Below are 22,448 nucleotides of genomic sequence, written 5' to 3'. Positions count from 1 at the left end.
CTGCTTTTGATGCAAAAGAAACGCTGTTTTATAAATCAGTGACGCGCGTAGCGACACTCTTTGCATTTTTGCCATCCCCTTGTTTGAGGTGGCAAAAACAGAAAGGTATCACCCTGACGATACTTTTACTGTAGCCGTGTAAAAACTCCCGGATGAGGTTGCTTACAGGGAGTCTCCCAACACTGATTAGGGTTGACGGCAATGAAAACACGTAAAATTGGACTCGCAAATTACCTTGCTTATGGCTCGGGCGATTTCCTTGGCGCAGGGACGACTGCGCTGACCTCCGCCTGGCTTTTATATTTTTATACGACCTTCTGTGGACTCTCGCCGATTGAGGCAACATTTATCTTTGCTGCTGCAAGGGTACTGGATGCTGTGGTCAGCCCGTTAATGGGCTTTTTAACCGATAACTTTGGCACGACCTGGTTTGGAAAACGCTTCGGTCGGCGTAAGTTCTTTATCCTGCTCGGCATTCCTTGCGTGTTCAGCTATTCACTGATGTGGGTAGGGGACATGAATTTCTGGTACTACCTGTTGACCTATCTGGTGTTCGATGTCGTCTACACCATGATTCTGGTGCCATACGAAACGCTGGTACCGGAGATGACCGATGACTTCAAACAGAAAACCAAATTCTCTGGCGCGCGTATCTCAATGGCACAGATGTCGGCCATTCTTGCTTCATTCCTGCCGGGTGTCTTACTGACTCACTTTGGTAAAGACAACGCGGTTTCCTTCTTCTATGCAAGCCTGGTCTTCTCTGTGCTCTGCGCGGTGATGCTGACCTTCGTCTGGTGCTTTACCTGGGAACGCCCGCGTGAAGACTGGACAGAAGCGGCGCTGCGTGCCGAAGAAGAGAAGAAAAAACTGTCTCTGAGGCAGAGTCTCAACCGCCTGTTTGTGGAGTTAAGCTCTACGCTGCGCATTAAAATCTTCCGTCAGCACCTGGGGATGTACCTGGGGGGTTACATCGCGCAGGACGTGTTCAATGCGGTATTCACCTACTACGTGGTGTTTGTCCTGATGCAGGAAGCGTCAATGGCGTCGACCCTGCTCGGCACGATGGCGAGCTTCCAGTTTATTGCGGTCATCGCCATGATCCCGTTGTGCATCCGCTTCGGACCTGCGCCGTCCTACCGCATGGTGGTGGTGCTGTTTGGCCTGGCGTCTGTTTCGTATGCCGTGCTTTATTACGCCGGACTGAGTGACATCTTCTCGCTGCTGTTGCTGGTTTCCGCGGTGGCGGGGCTGGGCCGCGGTGGTATCAACTACGTGCCGTGGAATACCTACACCTACATTGCTGACGTGGACGAAGTGATCACCGGTCAGCGCCGCGAAGGGATCTTTGCCGGCATCATGACCCTGACACGTAAAGCATCTCAGGCGGGTGCGGTAATGCTGGTGGGGATCGTGATGCAGATGTCCGGCTTTGTCAGCGGGCAGAAGGTTCAGCCTGCTGAAGTGAGCCACACCATTCTGATGATACTGAGTGTGGGAACCGTTCTGGTGCTGTTCTGCGGCTTCCTGGTGTCCCTGCGGTTCAAACTCAATTTGCAGACCCACAGTACGCTGCGTGAAGAGACCGCCAAAATGCGTGAGTCTGGCAGGGCGATGCCTGAAGCCGCAACCCCGCAAGCCCGTGCGACGGTGGAGATGCTCGCCGGGATGCCATTCGAGTCACTGTGGGGCAACAACAACATCGGTTACCTGAATCGTAATAAGCCAGCGGCACCTTCTCTGAAGGATGGCGCAGTACTGAATTCGACATACAACAGAGGTTAAGATTATGAAAGTTTGGCCTGTCAAACAGAGTCCGTTACTGCGTCAGCCTGAGCGTTTTATCGCCAGGGATGAGCTGAAATCACTGATTCAGAAGGTGACACATAATCTGGTGAACATTCACGATAAAACGGGCGAATTTTTACTGCGACTGGACGACGGGCGCGTGATCGACACCAAAGGCTGGGCGGGATGGGAGTGGACGCATGGCGTCGGCTTATACGGCATCTGGCAGTATTACTGCCAGACCGGCGACGTAGCGATGCGTGACATTATTGACAGCTGGTTTACCAACCGCTTCGCGGAAGGGGCGACCACCAAAAACGTCAACACTATGTCACCGTTTCTGACCCTGGCTTATCGCTACGAAGAGACGAAAAACCCGGCCTGGCTGCCGTGGCTGGAAAGCTGGGCAGAATGGGCGATGAACGAGATGCCGCGCACCGATCACGGCGGGATGCAGCACATCACACTGGCTGAAGAGAACCATCAGCAGATGTGGGATGACACGCTGATGATGACGGTGCTGCCGCTGGCGAAAATCGGTAAGTTGCTGAACAAACCGGAATACGTTGAGGAAGCGGTGTATCAGTTCCTGCTGCACGTGCAGAACCTGATGGACAGGGAAACCGGGTTGTGGTTCCACGGCTGGAATTACGAAGGAAACCACAACTTTGCCAGGGCCCGCTGGGCGCGCGGCAACAGCTGGCTGACCATCGTCATCCCGGATTTCCTCGAGCTTGTGGATCTGCCGGAAAACAGCGCCGTGCGTCGTTATCTGGTGCAGGTGCTGAACGCACAGATTACCGCTCTGGCAAAATGTCAGGACGACAGCGGCCTGTGGCACACGCTGCTTGACGATCCAGATTCCTACCTCGAGGCATCAGCAACTGCGGGGTTTGCTTACGGTATTCTGAAAGCAGTGCGTAAGCGCTATGTCGGGGCGGAGTATGCCGACGTCGCCGATAAAGCGATTCGCGGAATTGTGAAAAATATTTCGCCGGAAGGAGAGTTACTGCAAACGTCATTCGGTACGGGGATGGGGAGCGATCTGGCGTTTTATCGCCAGATCCCGTTGACGTCGATGCCGTACGGCCAGGCGATGGCAATCTTGTGTTTAACGGAATATTTGCGTAAGTACTTCTGATAATAAAAAACCCGGCGCTTGCCGGGTTTCTTTTTTTACATACGCTCTACGGTTTCGATACCCAGGGTATCCAGACCCAGTTTCAGGGTCTTCGCCGTCAACTGCGCCAGCTTCAGGCGGCTGTTGCGCACCTCTTCGCTTTCTGCTGACAGGATAGGGCAGTGCTCGTAGAAGCCAGAGAACAGGCCAGCCAGATCGTACAGATACGCACACATCACGTGCGGGGTGCCATCGCGGGCAACGACTGACAGCGTCTCTTCGAATTGCAGCAGGCGGGCGGCCAACTGGGCTTCACGATCTTCGCTGATCTGAACCGCGGCATTGGCCAGTACGCTTTCGTCGATATTCGCTTTACGGAACACAGACAACACACGGGTGTAGGCATACTGCATATACGGCGCAGTGTTACCTTCGAACGCCAGCATGTTATCCCAGTCGAACACATAGTCAGTAGTACGATTCTTGGACAGATCCGCATATTTCACGGCACCAATACCTACCGCGTTAGCCAGTTTTTCCAGTTCATCGGCTGGCATATCCGGGTTTTTCTCAGCCACCAGACGACGGGCGCGTTCCAGCGCTTCATCCAGCAGGTCAGCCAGTTTTACTGTGCCGCCAGCGCGGGTTTTGAATGGTTTACCGTCTTTGCCGAGCATCATCCCGAACATGTGGTGTTCCAGTGGAACAGAATCAGGCACGTAGCCTGCTTTACGCACAATCGTCCACGCCTGCATCAGATGCTGGTGCTGACGGGAATCGATGTAGTACAGCACGCGATCGGCATGAAGGGTTTCGTAACGGTATTTCGCGCAGGCGATATCGGTGGTGGTGTACAGATAGCCGCCATCCTTTTTCTGGATGATCACGCCCATCGGTTCGCCTTCCTTGTTTTTGTACTCATCAAGGAACACAACCGTTGCGCCTTCGCTCTCTACCGCCAGACCTTTCGCTTTAAGGTCAGCCACAATACCTGGCAGCATTGGGTTGTACAGGCTTTCACCCATCACATCGTTACGGGTCAGAGTCACGTTCAGGCGGTTATAGGTTAACTGGTTCTGGGACATGGTGATGTCTACCAGTTTGCGCCACATATCGAGGAAGTACGCATCGCCGCCCTGCAATTTCACCACGTAGCTACGGGCACGCTCGGCGAAGACTTCGTCTTCGTCGTAGTGTTTTTTCGCTTCGCGGTAGAAACCTTCCAGGTCTGACAGCGCCATTTCGCCTGCATTTTCCTGCTGCTGTTTTTCCAGGTAAGCAATCAGCATCCCGAACTGCGTACCCCAGTCACCCACGTGGTTCGCACGGATAACATTGTGGCCGAGGAACTCCAGCGTGCGCACGGACGCATCACCAATGATGGTGGAGCGCAGGTGACCGACGTGCATCTCTTTCGCCACGTTTGGCGCAGAGTAGTCAACCACGATGGTCTGCGCTTCTGGCTGCGTTACGCCCAGACGGTCAGACTTCAGCGCTGCATCAACATTGCCTGCCAGGAATGCCGGGTCAAGGAAGATATTGATAAAGCCAGGGCCGGCAATTTCAGTTTTGCTGGCTATACCGGTGAGATCCAGATGAGTCAGCACCTGCTCAGCGAGTTGTCGCGGCGGCATGCCCAGTTTTTTAGCCACTGCCATCACGCCATTAGCCTGATAGTCGCCAAACTGTACTTTTGCTGACTGACGAACCTGCGGTTCGCAATCCGCAGGTGCGCCTGCGGCAATCAGTGCCTGACTGACTTTTTCTGAGAGAAGAGCCTGAATATTCACCTGGATACCTTACATTTTTGATGCGGACTCAACACATCCGCGCCAGTTTAAGAATTTAGGGCGGGAGTATACTGCAAATGCCTTCTGGCGTCAGCACTGCGGGGGGCTTTGATTGTACAGAATCCAGGCTAAGGCAGCATGCATAATCATGCAGTCATAAAAACCGCAACGCTGCGGTTGGTAGAAACGAGGCAACAGAGTAAATTAGCGGCTTTGCGACATATTGAGAGACGATTTTATGGCGAACTGGCAATCCATTGACCAACTGCATGATATTTCCGCAGATCTCCCGCGTTTCACCCAGGCGTTCACAGAACTTGCCACCCGTCTTGGTCTGGATATTGCGCCGCTTGAGGCCGATCACATTTCGCTGCGCTGCCACCAGAATGCCACCGCCGAACGCTGGCGTCGTGGGTTTGAGTTGTGCGGGGAGCTGCTGTCAGAAAACATCATCAACGGACGCCCAATTTGCCTGTTTAAGCTGCACGAACCGGTTTGCGTTGCCCACTGGCAATTCAGCGTTGTTGAGCTGCCGTGGCCGGGTGAAAAACGCTACCCGCATGAAGGCTGGGAACACATCGAAATTGTGCTGCCGGGCGAGTCTGAAAACCTGAATGCCCGCGCGCTGGCCCTGTTGTCTGACGAAGGATTAAGCAAGCCGGGTATCTTCGTGAAAACCAGCTCACCAAAAGGGGAGCGCGAGCGTTTGCCAAACCCGACGCTTGCCGTGACAGACGGGCAGGTTACCGTGAAGTTTCATCCGTGGACGATTGAACAGATTGTTGCCAGCGAAGCCTGAGTGTAAGACTTGTGAGTTCACGCCAGGACCCACGGCGGCAGGCGTGTCATGATAGTTCGTTTCGTGGATTTTTAAGGAGGATTGAATGGCGCTGCTGGAGATTTGTTGTTACAGCGTGGAGTGTGCCGTGACCGCACAACAACATGGGGCCGATCGCATTGAACTGTGCGCGGCGCCCAAAGAAGGGGGCTTAACACCCTCTTACGGGATGCTGAACTCTGCCCGTCAGGCGGTTTCCATTCCGGTTCACCCGATCATTCGTCCGCGCGGCGGTGATTTTTGTTACACGGCGGGTGAATTCAGTGCCATGCTGGAAGATATCGCCCTCGTTCGCGACCTGGGATTCCCGGGCCTGGTTATCGGCCTGCTTGATGAAGACGGCAATGTCGATATGCCGAGGATGCGTCAGGTCATGGATGCGGCGAAAGGGCTGGCAGTCACTTTTCATCGTGCATTTGATATGTGTAAAAATCCAGTGCAAGCCTTTGATAATCTGGCAGAACTTGGCATTTCGCGTATCCTGACATCGGGTCAGCAGTCGTCCGCAGAAAAAGGATTGCAATTAATTACGGAACTAAAAGCACATTCCGGTGTTCTAACAATAATGGCAGGTGCAGGAGTTCGCACCAGCAATCTGAATCTGTTTTTAAACGCAGGGGTAGAAGAGCTTCATAGCTCAGCAGGCAAATGGATGCCTTCGCCTATGCGTTATCGCAATACAGGGTTGTCAATGTCGACGGATGCTGAGGCGGATGAGTATTCACGCTACGGTGTAGATGGAGAGTCGGTTGCGGTAATGAAATCGATGATTGAACGTCATCACGTGTAGCAACGTACCGATTTTTACCGCGCATCATGTCGCCCAATATGATGCTTGCTTGTACCAGGCCCCTGCCAATTACACAGGGGCCTTTTTTTCTTCTTCATATTTCAAGCCGCAGCTGCGTTAGCCGCCACCCGGCAAAAAAGACTACGGCTTCGTCGCAATCAGCACCGCACGCATCGGTGCCGGATAGCCTTCAATCGTTTTACTGTGGTCTGCCGGGTCGAGGAACTGCTCCAGCGATTCGGTAATCATCCAGTCTGTACGGCGCTGCTCTTCGATTGAGGTCACGCTCACATCGGCAATGCGCACATCCACAAAACCGCACTTCTCAAGCCAGTTTTTCAGCGCCAGCGCGGAAGGAATAAAGTACACGTTGCGCATCTGCGCGTAGCGGTCACCAGGCACCAGAACGGCATTCTCGTCACCTTCGATAACCAGCGTTTCCAGCACCAACTCACCACCGCTGACCAGCTGATCTTTCAGCTGCCACAGATGCTCAAGCGGGGAACGACGGTGATAAAGCACGCCCATAGAGAACACGGTATCAAAGGCTTTCAGCGCCGGTAATTGCTCGATACCCAGCGGCAGCAGATGCGCTCGCTGGTCATTGCCGAGCAATTTACGCACGGCTTCAAACTGACACAGGAACAGCTGCATAGGATCGATGCCGACCGCCAGATGCGCGCCTGCACCAATCATGCGCCACATGTGGTAACCGCTGCCGCAGCCCACATCCAGAATGGTGCGCCCGCTGAGGTCAGACAGATGCGGCAGAACGCGATCCCATTTCCAGTCTGAACGCCATTCCGTGTTGATGTTCACACCGTAAAGCGAAAACGGCCCTTTGCGCCACGGCATCAGGTTACGCATCAGCGTTTCGATACGGTTCGTCTGGCCTGCGGAGAGGGGCTCTTCGCTTTCGGCCGTTACACTGTGAAGCAAATCAAGACGATGAGGAGCCAGTTCCGGCAAAAACTCCACCGCATTCGACCACTGCTTTAACAGACCATGCTGCTGATCGCGCTGCCAGGTGGCGATTTGCGCAGGCAGTGTTTCCAGCCAGTGAGAAAGGTGATTTTTGGCGATCAACTGATAGAAATTACCGAACTCGATCATGCTGCGTCTCCGGCTTTCAGCGCCACCAGAGAGCCAAAGTTGAAGCACTGGAACCACAGTTCGCTATGCTCAAACCCGGCTTTGCGCAGACGCGCTTTGTGGGTATCAACGGAGTCTGTCAGCATGACATTTTCAAGCATACTGCGCTTCTGGCTGATCTCCAGCTCGCTATAGCCGTTCGCCCGTTTAAAGTCGTGGTGCATGTTAAACAGCAGCTCACCCACATCGGCATCCTCGAAACTGAATTTCTCGGATAACACCAGCGCGCCGCCCGGGTTCAGGCCTTTATAAATCTTGTCCAGCAGCAGCTGGCGGTCTTCCGGCACCAGGAACTGAAGGGTGAAATTCAGTACTACCATTGAGGCGTTCTGAATGTCGATATCGCGGATATCGCCTTCAACAACCTCAACCGGCGTTGGGGCTTTATACGCGTCAATATGGCGACGGCAGCGTTCAACCATGGCCGGAGAATTATCAACAGCGATGATTTTACAACCTTCGTGATGAACGTTACGACGAACCGACAGCGTTGATGCGCCAAGCGAACACCCCAGATCGTAGACCTGCGTGCCGGGCTGAACAAAACGTTCAGCCAGCATCCCAATCATGGAGACAATATTGGAGTAACCAGGAACAGAGCGCTGGATCATGTCAGGGAAGACTTCGGCTACCCGTTCATCAAAGGTCCAGTCGCCCAGACTGGCGATAGGCGCGGAAAAAAGCGTGTCGCGATCAGACATAACGTAAAAATCCGGGAAAAATAAAGTGGCGTATTGTGCGCTAATGGAAGGAGAAAACCAACTCCCACGGCATATACCAAAGGTTAGCCAGCACCATCAGCAAAAGCGAACACCAGGTTGCGCTCATGCCGGAACGACGCCAGCGGAATAAGCGGTGGTGAAAGCCGTAATAATGCATTAACCGACCTGCAATCAGAAGCAGACCACAGATGTGGACCATCCAGGTTTCCGCGCCGTTCATCTCCATAAACAGCAGCAATATCAGCGCAACGGGAATGTACTCAACCGCATTACCGTGGACGCGGATCGCGCTTTGCAGCTCGGAAAAACCACCGTCGCCGTAGGACACGCGGTACTGCATTCTGAGGCGCACAACATCAAACGAAAACTTAATCAGCAGTAATGCACCTAACACCGCATAGAGCGCGCTGACCATACAAACTCCCTGTTTTTGGCAGATGGCACGTCTATATGATAGGGGGTGATATCAGAAAAGAGAAGATTGTTGTGGGATAGAGGGCGCGTCGCCTACGGACGGAACTGCATTCTGCAAGGCCTGCCAGAGCGCATCGACCAGTTCGGGAGCCTGGGCAATATCAGGCGTATGCAAAAAAAGGAACGGGGTTGTTGTCTGTTCCCATTTCGGCAGGGTTTGCAGCCAGACGGCGAACATCTCCTGATTTTGCAGCATGTTATCGCTGCCGATAAACCGCACTATCGGGTTACTGGCCGTTACCACGGCATGGACGGGAACCTTGGGTTTCTTACGCTGCGCGTCAATAATGGCCTCGTTATGCGCAATGGCACTATGCACCGGGCGGCTATCGAGGATCACGCGGTTAACCGCGCGTTCATGCAAACCGCGATTGAGGGCTGTTTCAGCCTCGCCTTTGGCAAAAAAATCGGGATGCCGCACTTCAACGCCGTAGGTAAATTCTCGGGGCAGGGCATCGAGAAACTGCCACAGGGCGGGGAGGTCGCGAGGGCCAAATGTCGCAGGAAGCTGGAGCCAGTACTGACCGATACGATGTGCCAGCGGCGACATCCGAGCAAAAAATTCAGCGGTTAAATCACCACAGTTACGCAATGCCGCGGTATGACTTATGGTTGCCGGAAACTTAAAGCAGAAGCGGAAGTTATCGCTGGTTTGCTCCCGCCAGCGTTCGACGATCTCTGCTCTCGGAAGGGCATACAGGGTGGTATTGCCCTCTACGCAGTTAAAGTAGCGGGCATACTCTTCGAGGCTGGTTATCCCAAGACGCACCCATTTCGGGTGCGACCACTGGGGCAGACCCACATACATCATAGGGCGCTTAAAACCTCATCGGTGCTGCGCACACGACCGATGCGCGGGAAGATATTGGTCATGCTCCCCTGGTGTTGTTCCGCAGAGCCTGCGCTGCACGCATCTTCCACGACGACCAGATTAAAGCCCAGCTCCCATGCGTTACGGGCGGTGGACTCGACGCCGATATTGGTGGAGATCCCGCACAAAATGATGGTGTCTATCCCGCGACGACGCAGCTGTAACTCCAGGTCGGTGCCATAGAAGGCGCCCCACTGGCGTTTAGTGACTTCGATATCGCTGTCGCGTTTGCCAAGGGATACCGGATATGTCCACCAGTTTTCCGGCAGCGCATGTCCTGCTGCCTGTGCATCGACAGGCTGTTTTAACGCTTCGGCGAAATCCGCAGACCAGCCGACACGCACCATGACAACAGGCGCGCCACTGGCGCGGCATTTTTCCGCCAGACGGGCGGCACGGCTGACTACGTCATCAGCCGCGTGCGGGCCGCCGGCAAATGGCAGGATCCCTTCCTGTAAATCAATCACCACAAGTGCGGTTTTGGCGGCATCGAGTGTAAACATAGTAACTCCAGTCAAATTAATCGCTTCGGCTACACCTTACGATGTTCCGGCCTGTTACCGGGCGGATAATTTTGTTAATTTTTGTGAGAATGCGCAATAAGAGTGCAGCAAACGTGCCTCAGACAGCGCTTCTCTCTTATCGTCGGGCGGAATTTCCAGTATAATAGCCGCCTTTTTTCATCCAGTTGTGACATACAGTTAAAGCTGCGACAACGTAGCCTGATTTAAAGGCGACAAACAGCCTGCGGCTAAATAAGGGATATCTCATGCGTACAGAATATTGCGGGCAGCTGCGTCAGTCCCACGTCGGGCAGCAGGTTACCCTGTGTGGTTGGGTCAACCGTCGTCGTGATCTTGGTAGCCTTATCTTCATCGATATGCGCGACCGCGAAGGTATCGTTCAGGTGTTCTTCGATCCTGATCGCGCAGAGGCGTTGAAACTGGCTTCTGAGCTGCGTAATGAGTTCTGCATTCAGGTCACTGGCACCGTTCGTGCGCGTGACGAGAAAAATATCAACGCGGACATGGCGACCGGCGCAATCGAAGTGCTGGCATCTGACCTGGTTATCATCAACCGTGCTGAAGCGCTGCCGCTGGACTCCAACCACGTCAACACTGAAGAAGCGCGTCTGAAATACCGCTATCTTGATCTGCGTCGCCCGGAAATGGCTCAGCGCCTGAAAACGCGCGCGAAGATCACAAGCCTTGTGCGCCGCTTTATGGACGACCACGGTTTCCTCGATATCGAAACCCCGATGCTGACCAAAGCCACGCCGGAAGGCGCGCGCGATTACCTGGTCCCGTCCCGCGTTCATAAAGGCAAATTCTACGCGCTGCCGCAGTCACCACAGCTGTTCAAACAGCTGCTGATGATGTCCGGCTTCGACCGTTACTATCAGATTGTTAAGTGCTTCCGTGACGAAGACCTGCGTGCTGACCGTCAGCCTGAATTTACCCAGATCGACGTAGAAACCTCCTTCATGACTGCAGAGCAGGTGCGTGAAGTGATGGAAGCGCTGGTGCGTAGCCTGTGGAACGACGTAAAAGGTGTTGAGCTGGGCGATTTCCCAATCATGACCTTTGCTGAAGCCGAGCGTCGCTACGGCTCTGATAAACCTGACCTGCGTAACCCGATGGAGCTGGTGGACGTGGCAGACCTGGTGAAAGCCGTTGAGTTCGCGGTGTTCTCTGGCCCGGCTAACGATCCGAAAGGCCGTGTTGCTGCCCTGCGTGTTCCGGGTGGCGCAAGCTTAAGCCGTAAGCAGATTGACGACTACGGCAACTTCATCAAGATCTACGGCGCGAAAGGTCTGGCCTATATTAAGGTTACCGAGCGTGCAAAAGGTCTGGAAGGCATTACCAGCCCGGTTGCTAAATTCCTGAACGCAGAGATCGTAGAAGCTATCCTTGAGCGCACTGGTGCGCAGGACGGCGACATGATCTTCTTCGGTGCAGACAACAAGAAAGTGGTTGCCGATGCGATGGGTGCGCTGCGTCTGAAGCTCGGCAAAGACCTGAACCTGACCGACGAAACCAAATGGGCGCCGCTGTGGGTTATCGACTTCCCGATGTTTGAAGACGACGGTGAAGGCGGCCTGACTGCGATGCACCACCCGTTCACCTCGGCAAAAGACATGAGCGCGACAGAGCTGAAAGCGGCACCGGAAGAGGCTGTGGCGAACGCCTACGACATGGTTATCAACGGCTATGAAGTGGGTGGCGGTTCCGTACGTATTCATAGCGGCGAAATGCAGCAGACCGTGTTCGGTATTCTGGGCATTAACGAGCAAGAGCAGCGCGAGAAATTCGGCTTCCTGCTGGATGCCCTGAAATACGGCACGCCTCCGCACGCGGGTCTGGCATTCGGTCTTGACCGTCTGACCATGTTGCTGACCGGTACCGACAACATCCGTGATGTTATTGCCTTCCCGAAAACGACCGCCGCGGCGTGTCTGATGACGGAAGCACCAAGCTTTGCCAACCCGGCCTCACTGGCTGAACTGGGCATCGACGTGGTGAAAAAGGAAGAGAAAAACTGATATGACATATAAGCTTCCCGTTTCTGTCTTAGTTGTCATTTATGCCCTGGACACGAAGCGGGTGCTGATGTTGCAGCGGCGTGACGATCCTGATTTCTGGCAGTCGGTTACCGGCAGCCTGGAAGAGGGTGAAACTGCACCGCAGGCCGCCGCGCGTGAAGTAAAGGAAGAGGTCGCCATTGATGTTGCTTGCGAGCAATTGACCCTGAAGGACTGTCAGCGCACGGTGGAGTTTGAAATTTTTAGCCATTTACGTCATCGCTATGCTCCGGATATCGAGCGCAATACGGAATCGTGGTTCTGTCTCGCGCTCCCCCATGAACGGGAGATCGTGTTCACTGAACACCTGAGCTACCGTTGGGTGGATGCGGCGGATGCCGCCGCACTGACCAAGTCGTGGAGCAACCGGCAGGCGATTGAAGAATTTGTAATTAATGTTAATTAATTTCCAGGCATTTCAGTTTCCAGGAAGGCGGCAAGGCCGTGAAGTGCCAGGAGCTTACATTAGTAAGTGACTGGTATGAGCGGGCGCAGCCAACGCATCTGGAAGCTGAAAGGCGCAGGATAATTTTGGAGAACTTTTTATGGCAGGTCATAGTAAGTGGGCCAACACCAAACACCGCAAAGCGGCACAGGATGCCAAACGCGGTAAGATCTTTACCAAAATCATTCGTGAGCTGGTAACAGCAGCACGTCTGGGTGGCGGCGATGCGGGTTCTAACCCACGTCTGCGTGCAGCAATTGATAAAGCACTGTCTAACAACATGACGCGTGACACCCTGAACCGTGCAATCGCTCGTGGCGTGGGCGGTGATGACGACGCGAACATGGAAACCATCATTTATGAAGGTTACGGCCCTGGTGGTACTGCGGTCATGGTTGAATGTCTGTCTGACAACCGTAACCGTACCGTTGCCGAAGTGCGCCACGCGTTCACCAAAACCGGTGGCAATCTGGGTACTGATGGCTCCGTCGCTTACCTGTTCAGCAAAAAAGGCGTGATTTCTTTCGAGAAAGGCGACGAAGATGTGATCATGGAAGCGGCGCTGGAAGCCGGTGCTGAAGACGTTGTGACCTTCGATGACGGTGCTATCGACGTGTACACCGCGTGGGAAGAGATGGGTGCGGTGCGTGATGCGCTGGAAGCGGCGGGTCTGAAAGCAGACAACGCTGAAGTCTCTATGATCCCGTCAACCAAAGCGGACATGGACGCAGAAACTGCGCCTAAACTGCTGCGTCTGATCGACATGCTCGAAGACTGCGACGATGTGCAGGAAGTGTACCACAACGGTGAAATCTCTGATGAGGTTGCAGCGACTCTCTGATGAGAGCGTTTAAACCGTTACAGGAGGCGCGTGATGTCGATTATCCTCGGGATTGACCCCGGCTCACGCGTCACCGGTTATGGCGTCATCCGCCAGGTTGGACGCCAGCTAACCTACCTGGGCAGTGGCTGTATTCGTACCAAAGTGGACGATCTGCCATCACGTCTTAAGTTGATCTACGCAGGCGTGTCAGAGATTATCACTCAGTTTCAGCCTGACTATTTCGCTATCGAGCAGGTCTTTATGGCGAAAAACGCCGATTCGGCGTTAAAGCTTGGCCAGGCGCGCGGCGTAGCGATTGTTGCTGCCGTGAACCAGGATCTTCCGGTGTTCGAATACGCGGCAAGACAGGTTAAGCAGACGGTGGTAGGAAATGGTGGCGCGGAGAAAAGCCAGGTGCAGCACATGGTGCGCACGCTGTTGAAGCTCCCCGCAAACCCGCAGGCTGACGCCGCCGATGCGCTGGCGATTGCGATAACCCACTGTCATGTCAGCCAGAACGCGATGCAAATGAGTGATTCGCGGCTCAATCTGGCGCGAGGCAGGTTACGATAATGACAAATCAGGCTGGATGTTTATCCAGCCTTTTTTTATTATACCCGCAGTTAACTCTTCCAGAACGCAGGAGCGTCACGTGATAGGCAGACTCAGAGGCATCATCATTGAAAAACAACCCCCGTTAGTGCTGCTTGAAGCGGGAGGCGTAGGCTATGAAGTCCATATGCCAATGACCTGTTTCTATGAACTTCCTGACGCGGGCAAAGAAGCCATTGTCTTCACCCAGTTCGTCGTGCGCGAAGATGCGCAGCTGCTTTACGGTTTTAATAACAAGCAGGAACGCACCCTGTTCCGGGAGCTTATTAAAACCAATGGTGTCGGGCCGAAACTGGCGCTGGCGATTTTATCCGGCATGTCTGCACAGCAGTTTGTGAATGCCGTAGAGCGCGAAGATCCAGTAGCGCTGATTAAACTGCCTGGCATCGGTAAGAAGACCGCAGAGCGCCTGATTGTTGAAATGAAAGACCGCTTTAAAGGCCTGCACGGCGATCTGTTTACCCCTGCGGCAGACCTGGTGCTGACATCGCCGGGTGCGCCAACGGCTGATGATGCCGAGCAGGAAGCGGTTGCTGCCCTGGTGGCGCTGGGCTATAAACCTCAGGAGGCCAGCCGTATGGTGAGCAAAATCGCCAAACCGGATGCCAGCAGTGAAACCCTGATTCGTGAAGCGCTGCGCGCTGCATTGTGAGGTAAAGGATGATTGAAGTAGACCGCCTGGTATCGGCAGGCACCCTTCAGGCAGAAGACGTCGTGGATCGCGCGATCCGCCCGAAACTGCTTGATGAGTACATTGGCCAGCCGCAGGTTCGTTCCCAGATGGAGATCTTCATCCAGGCGGCAAAACTGCGTGGCGATGCGCTCGATCATCTGCTGATTTTCGGCCCGCCGGGGTTAGGTAAAACCACGCTGGCAAATATCGTTGCCAATGAAATGGGCGTAAATCTGCGCACCACTTCCGGCCCGGTGCTTGAAAAAGCGGGCGACCTGGCAGCGATGCTGACCAACCTTGAACCGCATGATGTGCTGTTCATTGATGAGATCCACCGTCTTTCCCCGGTAGTGGAAGAGGTACTCTATCCGGCGATGGAAGATTACCAGCTGGACATCATGATTGGTGAAGGCCCGGCTGCGCGCTCCATTAAAATCGACCTGCCGCCGTTTACGTTGATTGGTGCCACAACCCGCGCTGGTTCATTAACATCACCACTGCGTGATCGCTTCGGAATTGTGCAGCGCCTTGAGTTTTATCAGGTTCCTGATCTCCAGCATATCGTCAGCCGTAGCGCGCGTTACATGGGGCTGGAGATGAGCGATGAAGGGGCGTTTGAGGTTGCAAAGCGTTCTCGAGGCACGCCGCGTATTGCTAACCGTCTGCTGCGACGCGTCCGTGACTTCGCTGAAGTGAAGCACGACGGCACTATCTCGTCAGATATCGCTTCACAGGCTCTGGACATGCTGAATGTGGATGCGGAAGGTTTCGACTATATGGACCGCAAGCTGCTGCTGGCGGTGCTGGATAAATTCTTTGGCGGGCCGGTGGGGCTGGATAACCTGGCGGCAGCGATTGGTGAAGAGCGCGAAACCATAGAAGATGTGCTGGAGCCGTATCTTATCCAGCAGGGCTTTTTACAGCGCACCCCGCGTGGACGCATGGCGACGGTGCGGGCGTGGAATCACTTTGGCATTACGCCACCGGCAATGCCGTAGCCTTATTTTCCCTCTCCCTGTAGGAGAGGGTTAGGGTGAGGGCATCAGCGCCCTCGATGTTAACCTGCAGCCTTCTTCATCATACTGAAGATAAACAGCACCGCTGCACAGAGAACCACTGACGGCCCCGCTGGCGTGTCGTAGAACGCCGAGAAGGTCAACCCGCCTGTTACTGCAATCATCCCTACAATAACGGCCACACCGGCCATTTGTTCTGGCGTACGGGCAAAACGACGTGCGGTCGCAGCCGGGATGATCAGCAGGGACGTAATAATCAACGCCCCGACAAACTTCATCGCCACACCAATGGTCAAGGCGGTTACCAGCATCAGGAGCAGTTTCACGCGCTGAAGCTTAACGCCATCGACGAATGCCAGATCCGGGCTAACGGTCATCGCCAGCAGGTTGCGCCACTGCCATAACAGAATAGCCAGCACCACTACCACACCGATGGCGATAGAGATCAGGTCTTCCGGGGTAACGGCCAGCAGGTCACCAAACAGGTAGGCCATCAGGTCGACACGAATATTCGACATCAGACTCACAACGACCAGACCCAGTGACAATGCGCTGTGCGCCATAATGCCGAGTAAAGTATCAATGGCGAGGTGCGGCCGTTTTTCCAGCCACACCAGACCGGCTGCCAGCATCAGCGTCACCGCGATCACCGCATAAAACGGGTTTACATTCAGCAGCAGACCAAAGGCAACGCCGAGCAGCGAGGCGTGCGCCAGCGTATCGCCGAAATAGGACATTCTGCGCCACACAACAAAAGAGCCCAGCGGCCCTGCGGCGCAGGCGAGCATAATCCCGGCCAGCCAGCCGGGCAGTAACAATTCAATCATGAGTGTCCATTTCCCCGACGCAGCACAATTCGTCCCTGTAAATCATGGCGGTGATTGTGGTGGTGGCGATAGATGCCAAGTTGTTCGGCTCCGCGAGGGCCAAACATAGAGATAAATTCCGGGTGCATCGACACCACTTCCGGCGTGCCGGAGCAGCAGATGTGGTGGTTCAGGCACAGCACTTCGTCGGTTTTTGCCATCACCAGATGCAGGTCGTGAGAAACCATCAGCACTGCGCAGTCAAGTTCACGGCGAAGCTGATCAATCAAATCGTAAAGCGCAACCTGGCCGTTCACGTCAACACCCTGGGTCGGTTCATCGAGGACCAGCAATTGCGGACTGCTCAGTAATGCGCGAGCCAGCAGAACACGCTGCGTTTCGCCGCCAGAGAGCTTTTGCAAGGGTGCCTCGATCAGATGCCCTGCCTGCACGCGTTTCAGGGCTGGCAGAATTTCGTCTTTACGTGTGCCAGGGCGCAGGCGCAGGAAACGGCTCACCGTGAGCGGCAGGGTGGCGTCCAGGTGTAATTTTTGCGGCACATAGCCAATACGCAGTTTGTTATCACGTTTGATAACGCCTTCATCGGGTGCAACCAAACCCAGAACCACGCGCACCAGGGTGGATTTCCCGGCACCATTAGGGCCGAGCAGCGTCAGTATTTTACCGGGTTTCAGTTCCAGCGAAACGTCAGAAAGGACGCGACGCTGACCGAATGACACCGAAATATTTTCGAGAGAAACCAAAGTCGTCATGTCAATTTAAGCTTGCAGAAGTCATCGAATGTTATAATATCACATTCCCCGAACTTATTACGATGAATAGTCGCATTATGTTACATAAAAATACGCTTCTTTTCGCAGCATTATCCGCTGCCCTTTGGGGTACAACAGCACAAGATGTTAACGCTGCCGTTGTCGCTTCGCTTAAACCCCTTGGCTTCATCGCATCTGCCATTGCAGAGGGCGTAACGGAGACCCAGGTTTTGCTCCCTGATGGTGCCTCTGAACATGATTATTCTCTGCGTCCGTCAGATGTAAAACGCTTACAAAACGCGGACTTAGTCGTTTGGATTGGTCCAGAAATGGAAGCGTTTATGCAGAAGTCTGCCCAACAGGTTCCGGCGCAAAAGCAGGTCACCATTGCGGACCTTGCAGGCGTGAAACCGTTACTCATGAAAGGGGCTGACGACGACGAGCACGAAAGTGAGCATAACCACGCTGAAGGTGAAAAAGGTGACGACCATCACCATCACGGCGAGTACAACATGCATCTTTGGCTCTCGCCAGAGATAGCGCGGCTTTCGGCGGTTGCAATCCATGACAAATTAGTGGAACTTATGCCGCAAAGTCGAGCCAAATTAGACGCCAACCTGAAGGATTTTGAGGCAAGTTTAGCCGCAACCGATAAACAGGTGGGTAACGAGCTCGCACCGCTGAAAGGCAAAGGGTATTTCGTTTTTCATGACGCTTATGGCTACTACGAAAAACACTACGGTTTGACCCCGCTCGGTCACTTTACCGTCAACCCTGAAATTCAGCCTGGTGCGCAGCGTTTACATGAAATCAGAACACAGTTGGTTGAGCAAAAAGCGACATGCGTTTTTGCTGAGCCACAGTTCAGGCCAGCGGTCGTAGAAGCCGTGGCCAGGGGAACATCCGTGCGCATGGGTACCCTTGACCCGCTAGGAACGAACATCCAGTTGAGCAAAGCGAGCTATTCGCAGTTCCTCAGCCAACTGGCGAACCAGTATGCGAGCTGCCTGAAAGGAGATTAACGAGGAAGTGAATACGTGCAACAGATAGCCCGCTCTGTCGCTCTGGCATTTAACAATCTGCCCCGACCCCATCGCGTTATGCTGGGGTCGCTTACAGTTCTCACTCTGGCGGTCGCCGTATGGCGGCCCTATGTCTACCACCCGAGTTCTACCCCTGTCATCAAAACCATCGAGCTTGAGAAGAGCGAAATCCGTTCTCTGTTGCCTGAGGCCAGCGAGCCTATCGATCAGGCGGCTCAGGAAGATGAAGCTATTCCGCAGGATGAGCTTGACGACAAAACCGATACCGAAGCGGGTAACCACGAATACGTGGTATCCACCGGAGATACACTCAGTAGTGTACTGAACCAGTACGGCATCGAGCTGGGGGATATCAGCCAGCTTGCCGCCGCAGATAAAGATTTACGTAACCTCAAAATCGGTCAACAACTCTCCTGGACCTTAACCACAGAGGGCGATTTACAACGTCTGACGTGGGAAGTTTCCCGCCGTGAAACCCGTACTTACGATCGCACTGCAAACGGTTTCAAAATGAGCAGTGAAATGCAGCAGGGCGACTGGGTTAACAGCGTGCTGAAAGGTACGGTAGGGGCGAGTTTCGTCAGCAGCGCGCGTGATGCGGGCCTGACCAGCGCGGAAATCAGCTCGGTGATTAAAGCGATGCAGTGGCAGATGGACTTCCGCAAGCTGAAAAAAGGCGATGAGTTCTCAGTGCTGATGTCTCGTGAGATGCTGGACGGTAAGCGTGAGCAAAGCCAACTGGTGGGCGTGCGTCTGCGTTCTGATGGCAAGGATTACTACGCAATCCGCGCTGAAGACGGCAAGTTCTATGACCGAAACGGTACGGGGCTGGCGAAAGGCTTCCTGCGATTCCCGACTGCGAAGCAGTTCCGTGTCTCTTCTAACTTTAACCCGCGTCGTCTGAACCCGGTTACTGGCCGCGTTGCGCCGCACCGTGGTGTTGACTTCGCCATGCCTCAGGGGACCCCTGTGCTGGCGGTGGGTGATGGCGAGGTGGTCATGGCGAAACGCAGTGGTGCCGCAGGTTACTATGTTGCCGTGCGCCATGGTCGTACCTACACCACCCGCTATATGCACTTGCGTAAACTGCTGGTTCAGCCGGGGCAGAAGGTAAAACGTGGCGATCGTATCGCGCTTTCCGGTAATACTGGACGTTCAACCGGGCCACACCTGCACTATGAAGTGTGGATCAACCAGCAGGCGGTTAACCCGCTGACGGCGAAGCTGCCGCGCACCGAAGGCCTGATCGGTAAAGATCGCACCGATTATCTGGCGCAGGTGAAAGAGGTGATGCCGCAACTGCGTTTTGACTAAGCTCGTGTTTTGCAAAGCCGGTGCCCTCGCGCGCCGGCTTTTTCTTTTGTACGTAAGCGCCAGCCTCGCTACACTATCCGCATTGTTCTTTATTTTGCGTCACCTTCCCTGGAATCAGCATGGAAACAAAAAAAAATAACATTGAGTACATTCCTGAGTTTGAGCCGTCGTTTCGCCATCCGTCTAACTGGGGCGCCTGGCTGGGTGTCTATGCGTTTGCCGGTATCGCGCTGCTCCCGGCGGCCGTCCGCGATCCCATTCTGGGTAAAATAGGCCGCCTTGCCGGGCGGATGGGTAAAAGCGCCCGTCGCCGCGCACAAATTAACCTCTACTACTGCTTCCCTGAGAAAAGCGACGCCGAGCGTGAAGCTATCATTGATGCGATGTACACCACAGCACCGCAGGCAATGGCGATGATGGCAGAGCTGGCGCTGCGCGGGCCGGAGAAGCTGCTCAGCCGTGTTGACTGGAAAGGGCTGGAAATCATTGAAGAGATGCGCCGCAATGACGAGAAGGTGATCTTCCTTGTTCCTCACGGCTGGGGTGTTGATATCCCGGCCATGCTTATGGCATCGCAAGGTCAGAAGATGGCTGCCATGTTCCATAATCAGGGCAATAAGATCTTTGATTATGTGTGGAACACCGTCCGCCGTCGTTTTGGTGGTCGCCTGCACGCGCGTAACGACGGCATTAAACCTTTTATTCAGTCTGTGCGTCAGGGCTACTGGGGATACTATCTACCGGATCAGGACCACGGTCCTGAGCACAGTGAGTTTGTCGATTTCTTTGCCACTTACAAAGCCACGCTGCCTGCGATTGGCCGCCTGATGAAAGTGTGTCGCGCCCGCGTTATTCCGCTGTTCCCAGTTTATGACGGCAACACGCACCGCCTGAGCATTGAGGTGCGCCCGCCAATGGATGACCTGCTAACGGCAGACGATCACACCATTGCGCGCCGGATGAATGAAGAGGTTGAGCTGCTGGTGGGGCCGCATACGGAACAGTACACGTGGATACTCAAGCTGCTTAAAACGCGTAAGCCGGGCGAAAAAGAGCCTTATAAACGCAAAGAGCTTTTCCCGAAGAAATAAAAAAAACCTCGGCAAGGAGCAATGCCAGTCAGTTAAACGATATTAAGCCACTCTGTTATTTTCGTGGCATCGTTCCGTTCACTCAGACTTTCCTGCTACCTGCATAATCCGCTGCGGTGAACGTGCTAAGGGGGCCGCGGTGGCCCCCTTATCCCGTTCACGTGTGCTGAACGAATTATTTTCTGCGGATATTAAGGTGAACGGAATCCTGCACCGTGCTTAACTGGCAAGCCTAACCTCCGCAAGGAGGGGGCTTTTTAACAGCATCGGGATTATTCGACGGTCATAACACGGGTAGTGTTGGTTGAACCCACGGTGCTCATCACGTCACCCTGAGTCACGATAACGATATCACCGGACACCAGGTAGCCTTTGTCGCGCAGCAGGTTAACGGCATCGTTCGCAGCGGCAACGCCATCGCTGGTGCTGTCGAAGTAAACCGGGGTCACACCACGATACAGCGCAGTCAGGTTCAGGGTGCGCTCGTGACGGGACATAGCAAAGATTGGCAGACCGGAGCTGATACGGGACGTCATCAGCGCGGTACGGCCAGATTCGGTCATGGTGATGATAGCAGTAACACCTTTCAGGTGGTTTGCCGCGTACATTGCGGACATCGCAATGGCTTCTTCCACGTTGTCGAACTGCACGTCCAGACGGTGTTTAGACACGTTGATGCTTGGGATCTTCTCAGCGCCCAGGCACACGCGCGCCATGGCAGCAACGGTTTCAGCCGGGTACTGGCCTGCCGCAGTTTCAGCAGACAGCATGACCGCATCGGTACCATCCAGCACGGCGTTTGCCACGTCCATGACTTCTGCACGGGTTGGCATTGGGTTGGTAATCATTGACTCCATCATCTGGGTCGCAGTGATCACCGCGCGGTTCAGCTGACGCGCACGGCGGATCAGCGCTTTCTGGATACCTACCAGTTCCGGGTCGCCGATTTCAACGCCCAGGTCACCACGGGCAACCATCACCACGTCGGAGGCCAGGATAACGTCATCCATCGCATCCTGATCGCAAACGGCTTCTGCACGCTCAACTTTGGCAACGATTTTCGCATCGCAACCTGCATCACGCGCCAGACGACGAGCGTAGTTCAGGTCTTCACCACAGCGTGGGAAGGAGACCGCCAGGTAATCCACACTAATCTGGGCGGCAGTAACGATGTCGGCTTTGTCTTTATCGGTCAGCGCTTCAGCAGAGAGACCGCCACCGAGTTTGTTAATACCTTTGTTGTTGGAAAGCGGGCCACCCACGGTCACTTCGGTGAACACTTTCATGCCCTGAACTTCCAGCACTTTCAGCTGAACGCGGCCATCGTCGAGCAGCAGAATGTCGCCAGTCACCACGTCAGCAGGCAGACCTTTATAGTCGATGCCCACTTTCTCTTTATCGCCTTCACCTTTGCTCAGGTTGGCATCAAGCAGGAACTTATCGCCAACATTAAGGAAAACTTTACCTTCTTTAAATGTTGATACACGGATTTTTGGCCCTTGCAGGTCACCGAGGATAGCAACATGGCGGCCCAGTTTAGCCGCGATCTCACGTACTTTATCTGCACGCAGTTTATGGTCTTCTGGCGTACCGTGAGAGAAGTTCATACGTACCACGTTGGCGCCTGCGGCGATAATTTTCTCGAGGTTATTATCGCGATCGGTAGCCGGGCCTAAGGTGGTTACGATCTTGGTTCTGCGAAGCCTTCTGGACATGTAATACTCCG

At 54.3% G+C, this 22,448-nt stretch carries 22 protein-coding genes; 13 read left to right on the top strand and 9 right to left on the bottom strand.

Annotation, left to right across the window (positions count from 1 at the left end; translation table 11 throughout):
- Positions 1 to 201: 201 nt before the first annotated feature.
- On the top strand, positions 202 to 1,785 hold the full coding sequence (locus HV107_RS25765) for an MFS transporter (protein WP_182061512.1): 1,584 nt from the start codon (positions 202 to 204) through the stop codon (positions 1,783 to 1,785).
- A 4-nt stretch (positions 1,786 to 1,789) separates the two neighbouring features.
- Entirely contained in the window at positions 1,790 to 2,929 is a 1,140-nt protein-coding gene (locus HV107_RS25760) for a glycoside hydrolase family 105 protein (protein WP_182061511.1), read from the top strand.
- Positions 2,930 to 2,964: 35 nt separating this feature from the next.
- On the opposite strand, the gene argS is transcribed toward HV107_RS25760, so the two are convergent.
- Complete coding sequence (gene argS / locus HV107_RS25755; RefSeq protein WP_182061510.1) at positions 2,965 to 4,698, bottom strand: arginine--tRNA ligase; 1,734 nt, start codon at positions 4,696 to 4,698, stop codon at positions 2,965 to 2,967.
- Between the two features lie 238 nt (positions 4,699 to 4,936).
- On the opposite strand from argS, the gene HV107_RS25750 reads away from it, so the two are divergent.
- The gene (locus HV107_RS25750) at positions 4,937 to 5,497 is read left to right on the top strand and encodes a VOC family protein (RefSeq protein WP_182061509.1); all 561 of its coding nucleotides are present in this window, start codon (positions 4,937 to 4,939) and stop codon (positions 5,495 to 5,497) included.
- Positions 5,498 to 5,582: 85 nt separating this feature from the next.
- The gene (gene cutC / locus HV107_RS25745) at positions 5,583 to 6,326 is read left to right on the top strand and encodes a copper homeostasis protein CutC (protein WP_182061508.1); all 744 of its coding nucleotides are present in this window, start codon (positions 5,583 to 5,585) and stop codon (positions 6,324 to 6,326) included.
- Positions 6,327 to 6,467: 141 nt separating this feature from the next.
- Here cutC and cmoB read toward each other — a convergent pair whose 3' ends face one another.
- The 5 genes from cmoB to HV107_RS25720 are packed head-to-tail and all read right to left on the bottom strand — an operon-like array spanning position 6,468 to position 10,048.
- Positions 6,468 to 7,439 carry a tRNA 5-methoxyuridine(34)/uridine 5-oxyacetic acid(34) synthase CmoB gene (gene cmoB / locus HV107_RS25740; protein WP_182061507.1) on the bottom strand — a complete coding sequence of 324 codons (972 nt, stop codon included), beginning with the start codon at positions 7,437 to 7,439 and terminating at the stop codon, positions 6,468 to 6,470.
- Positions 7,436 to 8,179, bottom strand: a complete 744-nt coding sequence (gene cmoA / locus HV107_RS25735) for a carboxy-S-adenosyl-L-methionine synthase CmoA (RefSeq protein ID WP_182061506.1) — start codon at positions 8,177 to 8,179, stop codon at positions 7,436 to 7,438. The genes cmoB and cmoA overlap by 4 nt, the downstream gene beginning before the upstream one ends.
- A gap of 40 nt (positions 8,180 to 8,219) precedes the next feature.
- Positions 8,220 to 8,615 (bottom strand): MAPEG family protein, encoded by a 396-nt coding sequence (locus HV107_RS25730; RefSeq protein ID WP_182061505.1) that lies wholly within the window; start codon positions 8,613 to 8,615, stop codon positions 8,220 to 8,222.
- A gap of 51 nt (positions 8,616 to 8,666) precedes the next feature.
- On the bottom strand, positions 8,667 to 9,485 hold the full coding sequence (locus HV107_RS25725; protein ID WP_182061504.1) for a DUF72 domain-containing protein: 819 nt from the start codon (positions 9,483 to 9,485) through the stop codon (positions 8,667 to 8,669).
- A complete protein-coding gene (locus HV107_RS25720) occupies positions 9,482 to 10,048 on the bottom strand; it encodes a hydrolase (protein WP_182061503.1) in 567 nt (188 codons plus the stop codon). The genes HV107_RS25725 and HV107_RS25720 overlap by 4 nt, the downstream gene beginning before the upstream one ends.
- A 266-nt stretch (positions 10,049 to 10,314) precedes the next feature.
- Here HV107_RS25720 and aspS point away from each other — a divergent pair, with 266 nt between their 5' ends.
- The 6 genes from aspS to ruvB all read left to right on the top strand — a co-directional run bounded on the left by aspS (position 10,315) and on the right by ruvB (position 15,677).
- A complete protein-coding gene (aspS, locus tag HV107_RS25715) occupies positions 10,315 to 12,087 on the top strand; it encodes an aspartate--tRNA ligase (protein ID WP_182061502.1) in 1,773 nt (590 codons plus the stop codon).
- 1 nt (position 12,088) lies between these two features.
- Positions 12,089 to 12,532, top strand: a complete 444-nt coding sequence (nudB, locus tag HV107_RS25710; RefSeq protein WP_182061501.1) for a dihydroneopterin triphosphate diphosphatase — start codon at positions 12,089 to 12,091, stop codon at positions 12,530 to 12,532.
- A 139-nt stretch (positions 12,533 to 12,671) separates the two neighbouring features.
- Positions 12,672 to 13,412: a YebC/PmpR family DNA-binding transcriptional regulator gene (locus tag HV107_RS25705; protein ID WP_014070693.1), complete on the top strand. Its 741-nt coding sequence runs from the start codon at positions 12,672 to 12,674 to the stop codon at positions 13,410 to 13,412.
- 33 nt (positions 13,413 to 13,445) lie between these two features.
- Complete coding sequence (ruvC, locus tag HV107_RS25700) at positions 13,446 to 13,967, top strand: crossover junction endodeoxyribonuclease RuvC (RefSeq protein ID WP_182061500.1); 522 nt, start codon at positions 13,446 to 13,448, stop codon at positions 13,965 to 13,967.
- Between the two features lie 79 nt (positions 13,968 to 14,046).
- Positions 14,047 to 14,658 (top strand): Holliday junction branch migration protein RuvA, encoded by a 612-nt coding sequence (gene ruvA / locus HV107_RS25695; RefSeq protein ID WP_014070691.1) that lies wholly within the window; start codon positions 14,047 to 14,049, stop codon positions 14,656 to 14,658.
- An 8-nt stretch (positions 14,659 to 14,666) separates the two neighbouring features.
- Positions 14,667 to 15,677 carry a Holliday junction branch migration DNA helicase RuvB gene (ruvB, locus tag HV107_RS25690; RefSeq protein WP_182061499.1) on the top strand — a complete coding sequence of 337 codons (1,011 nt, stop codon included), beginning with the start codon at positions 14,667 to 14,669 and terminating at the stop codon, positions 15,675 to 15,677.
- Positions 15,678 to 15,736: 59 nt separating this feature from the next.
- Here the strand turns inward: ruvB and znuB are convergent, their stop codons facing one another.
- Positions 15,737 to 16,522: a zinc ABC transporter permease subunit ZnuB gene (gene znuB / locus HV107_RS25685; protein WP_182061498.1), complete on the bottom strand. Its 786-nt coding sequence runs from the start codon at positions 16,520 to 16,522 to the stop codon at positions 15,737 to 15,739.
- Positions 16,519 to 17,274: a zinc ABC transporter ATP-binding protein ZnuC gene (gene znuC / locus HV107_RS25680; RefSeq protein WP_182061497.1), complete on the bottom strand. Its 756-nt coding sequence runs from the start codon at positions 17,272 to 17,274 to the stop codon at positions 16,519 to 16,521. The genes znuB and znuC overlap by 4 nt, the downstream gene beginning before the upstream one ends.
- A gap of 77 nt (positions 17,275 to 17,351) precedes the next feature.
- Here znuC and znuA point away from each other — a divergent pair, with 77 nt between their 5' ends.
- From znuA to lpxM, 3 genes are all read left to right on the top strand, one after another.
- Positions 17,352 to 18,296 carry a zinc ABC transporter substrate-binding protein ZnuA gene (gene znuA / locus HV107_RS25675; protein ID WP_182063597.1) on the top strand — a complete coding sequence of 315 codons (945 nt, stop codon included), beginning with the start codon at positions 17,352 to 17,354 and terminating at the stop codon, positions 18,294 to 18,296.
- A 15-nt stretch (positions 18,297 to 18,311) separates the two neighbouring features.
- Positions 18,312 to 19,631, top strand: a complete 1,320-nt coding sequence (mepM, locus tag HV107_RS25670; protein ID WP_182061496.1) for a murein DD-endopeptidase MepM — start codon at positions 18,312 to 18,314, stop codon at positions 19,629 to 19,631.
- Positions 19,632 to 19,750: 119 nt separating this feature from the next.
- On the top strand, positions 19,751 to 20,722 hold the full coding sequence (gene lpxM / locus HV107_RS25665) for a lauroyl-Kdo(2)-lipid IV(A) myristoyltransferase (RefSeq protein WP_182061495.1): 972 nt from the start codon (positions 19,751 to 19,753) through the stop codon (positions 20,720 to 20,722).
- Between the two features lie 272 nt (positions 20,723 to 20,994).
- Here the strand turns inward: lpxM and pyk are convergent, their stop codons facing one another.
- Complete coding sequence (gene pyk / locus HV107_RS25660) at positions 20,995 to 22,437, bottom strand: pyruvate kinase (RefSeq protein WP_182061494.1); 1,443 nt, start codon at positions 22,435 to 22,437, stop codon at positions 20,995 to 20,997.
- Between the last annotated feature and the right edge of the window lie 11 nt (positions 22,438 to 22,448).

Origin of the sequence: Enterobacter sp. RHBSTW-00175 (assembly GCF_013927005.1) — a bacterium.
Lineage (GTDB): Bacteria > Pseudomonadota > Gammaproteobacteria > Enterobacterales > Enterobacteriaceae > Enterobacter.
The sequence above is the reverse complement of the archived record's forward strand: the minus strand, read 5'-3'. Positions and strand labels throughout refer to the sequence as shown.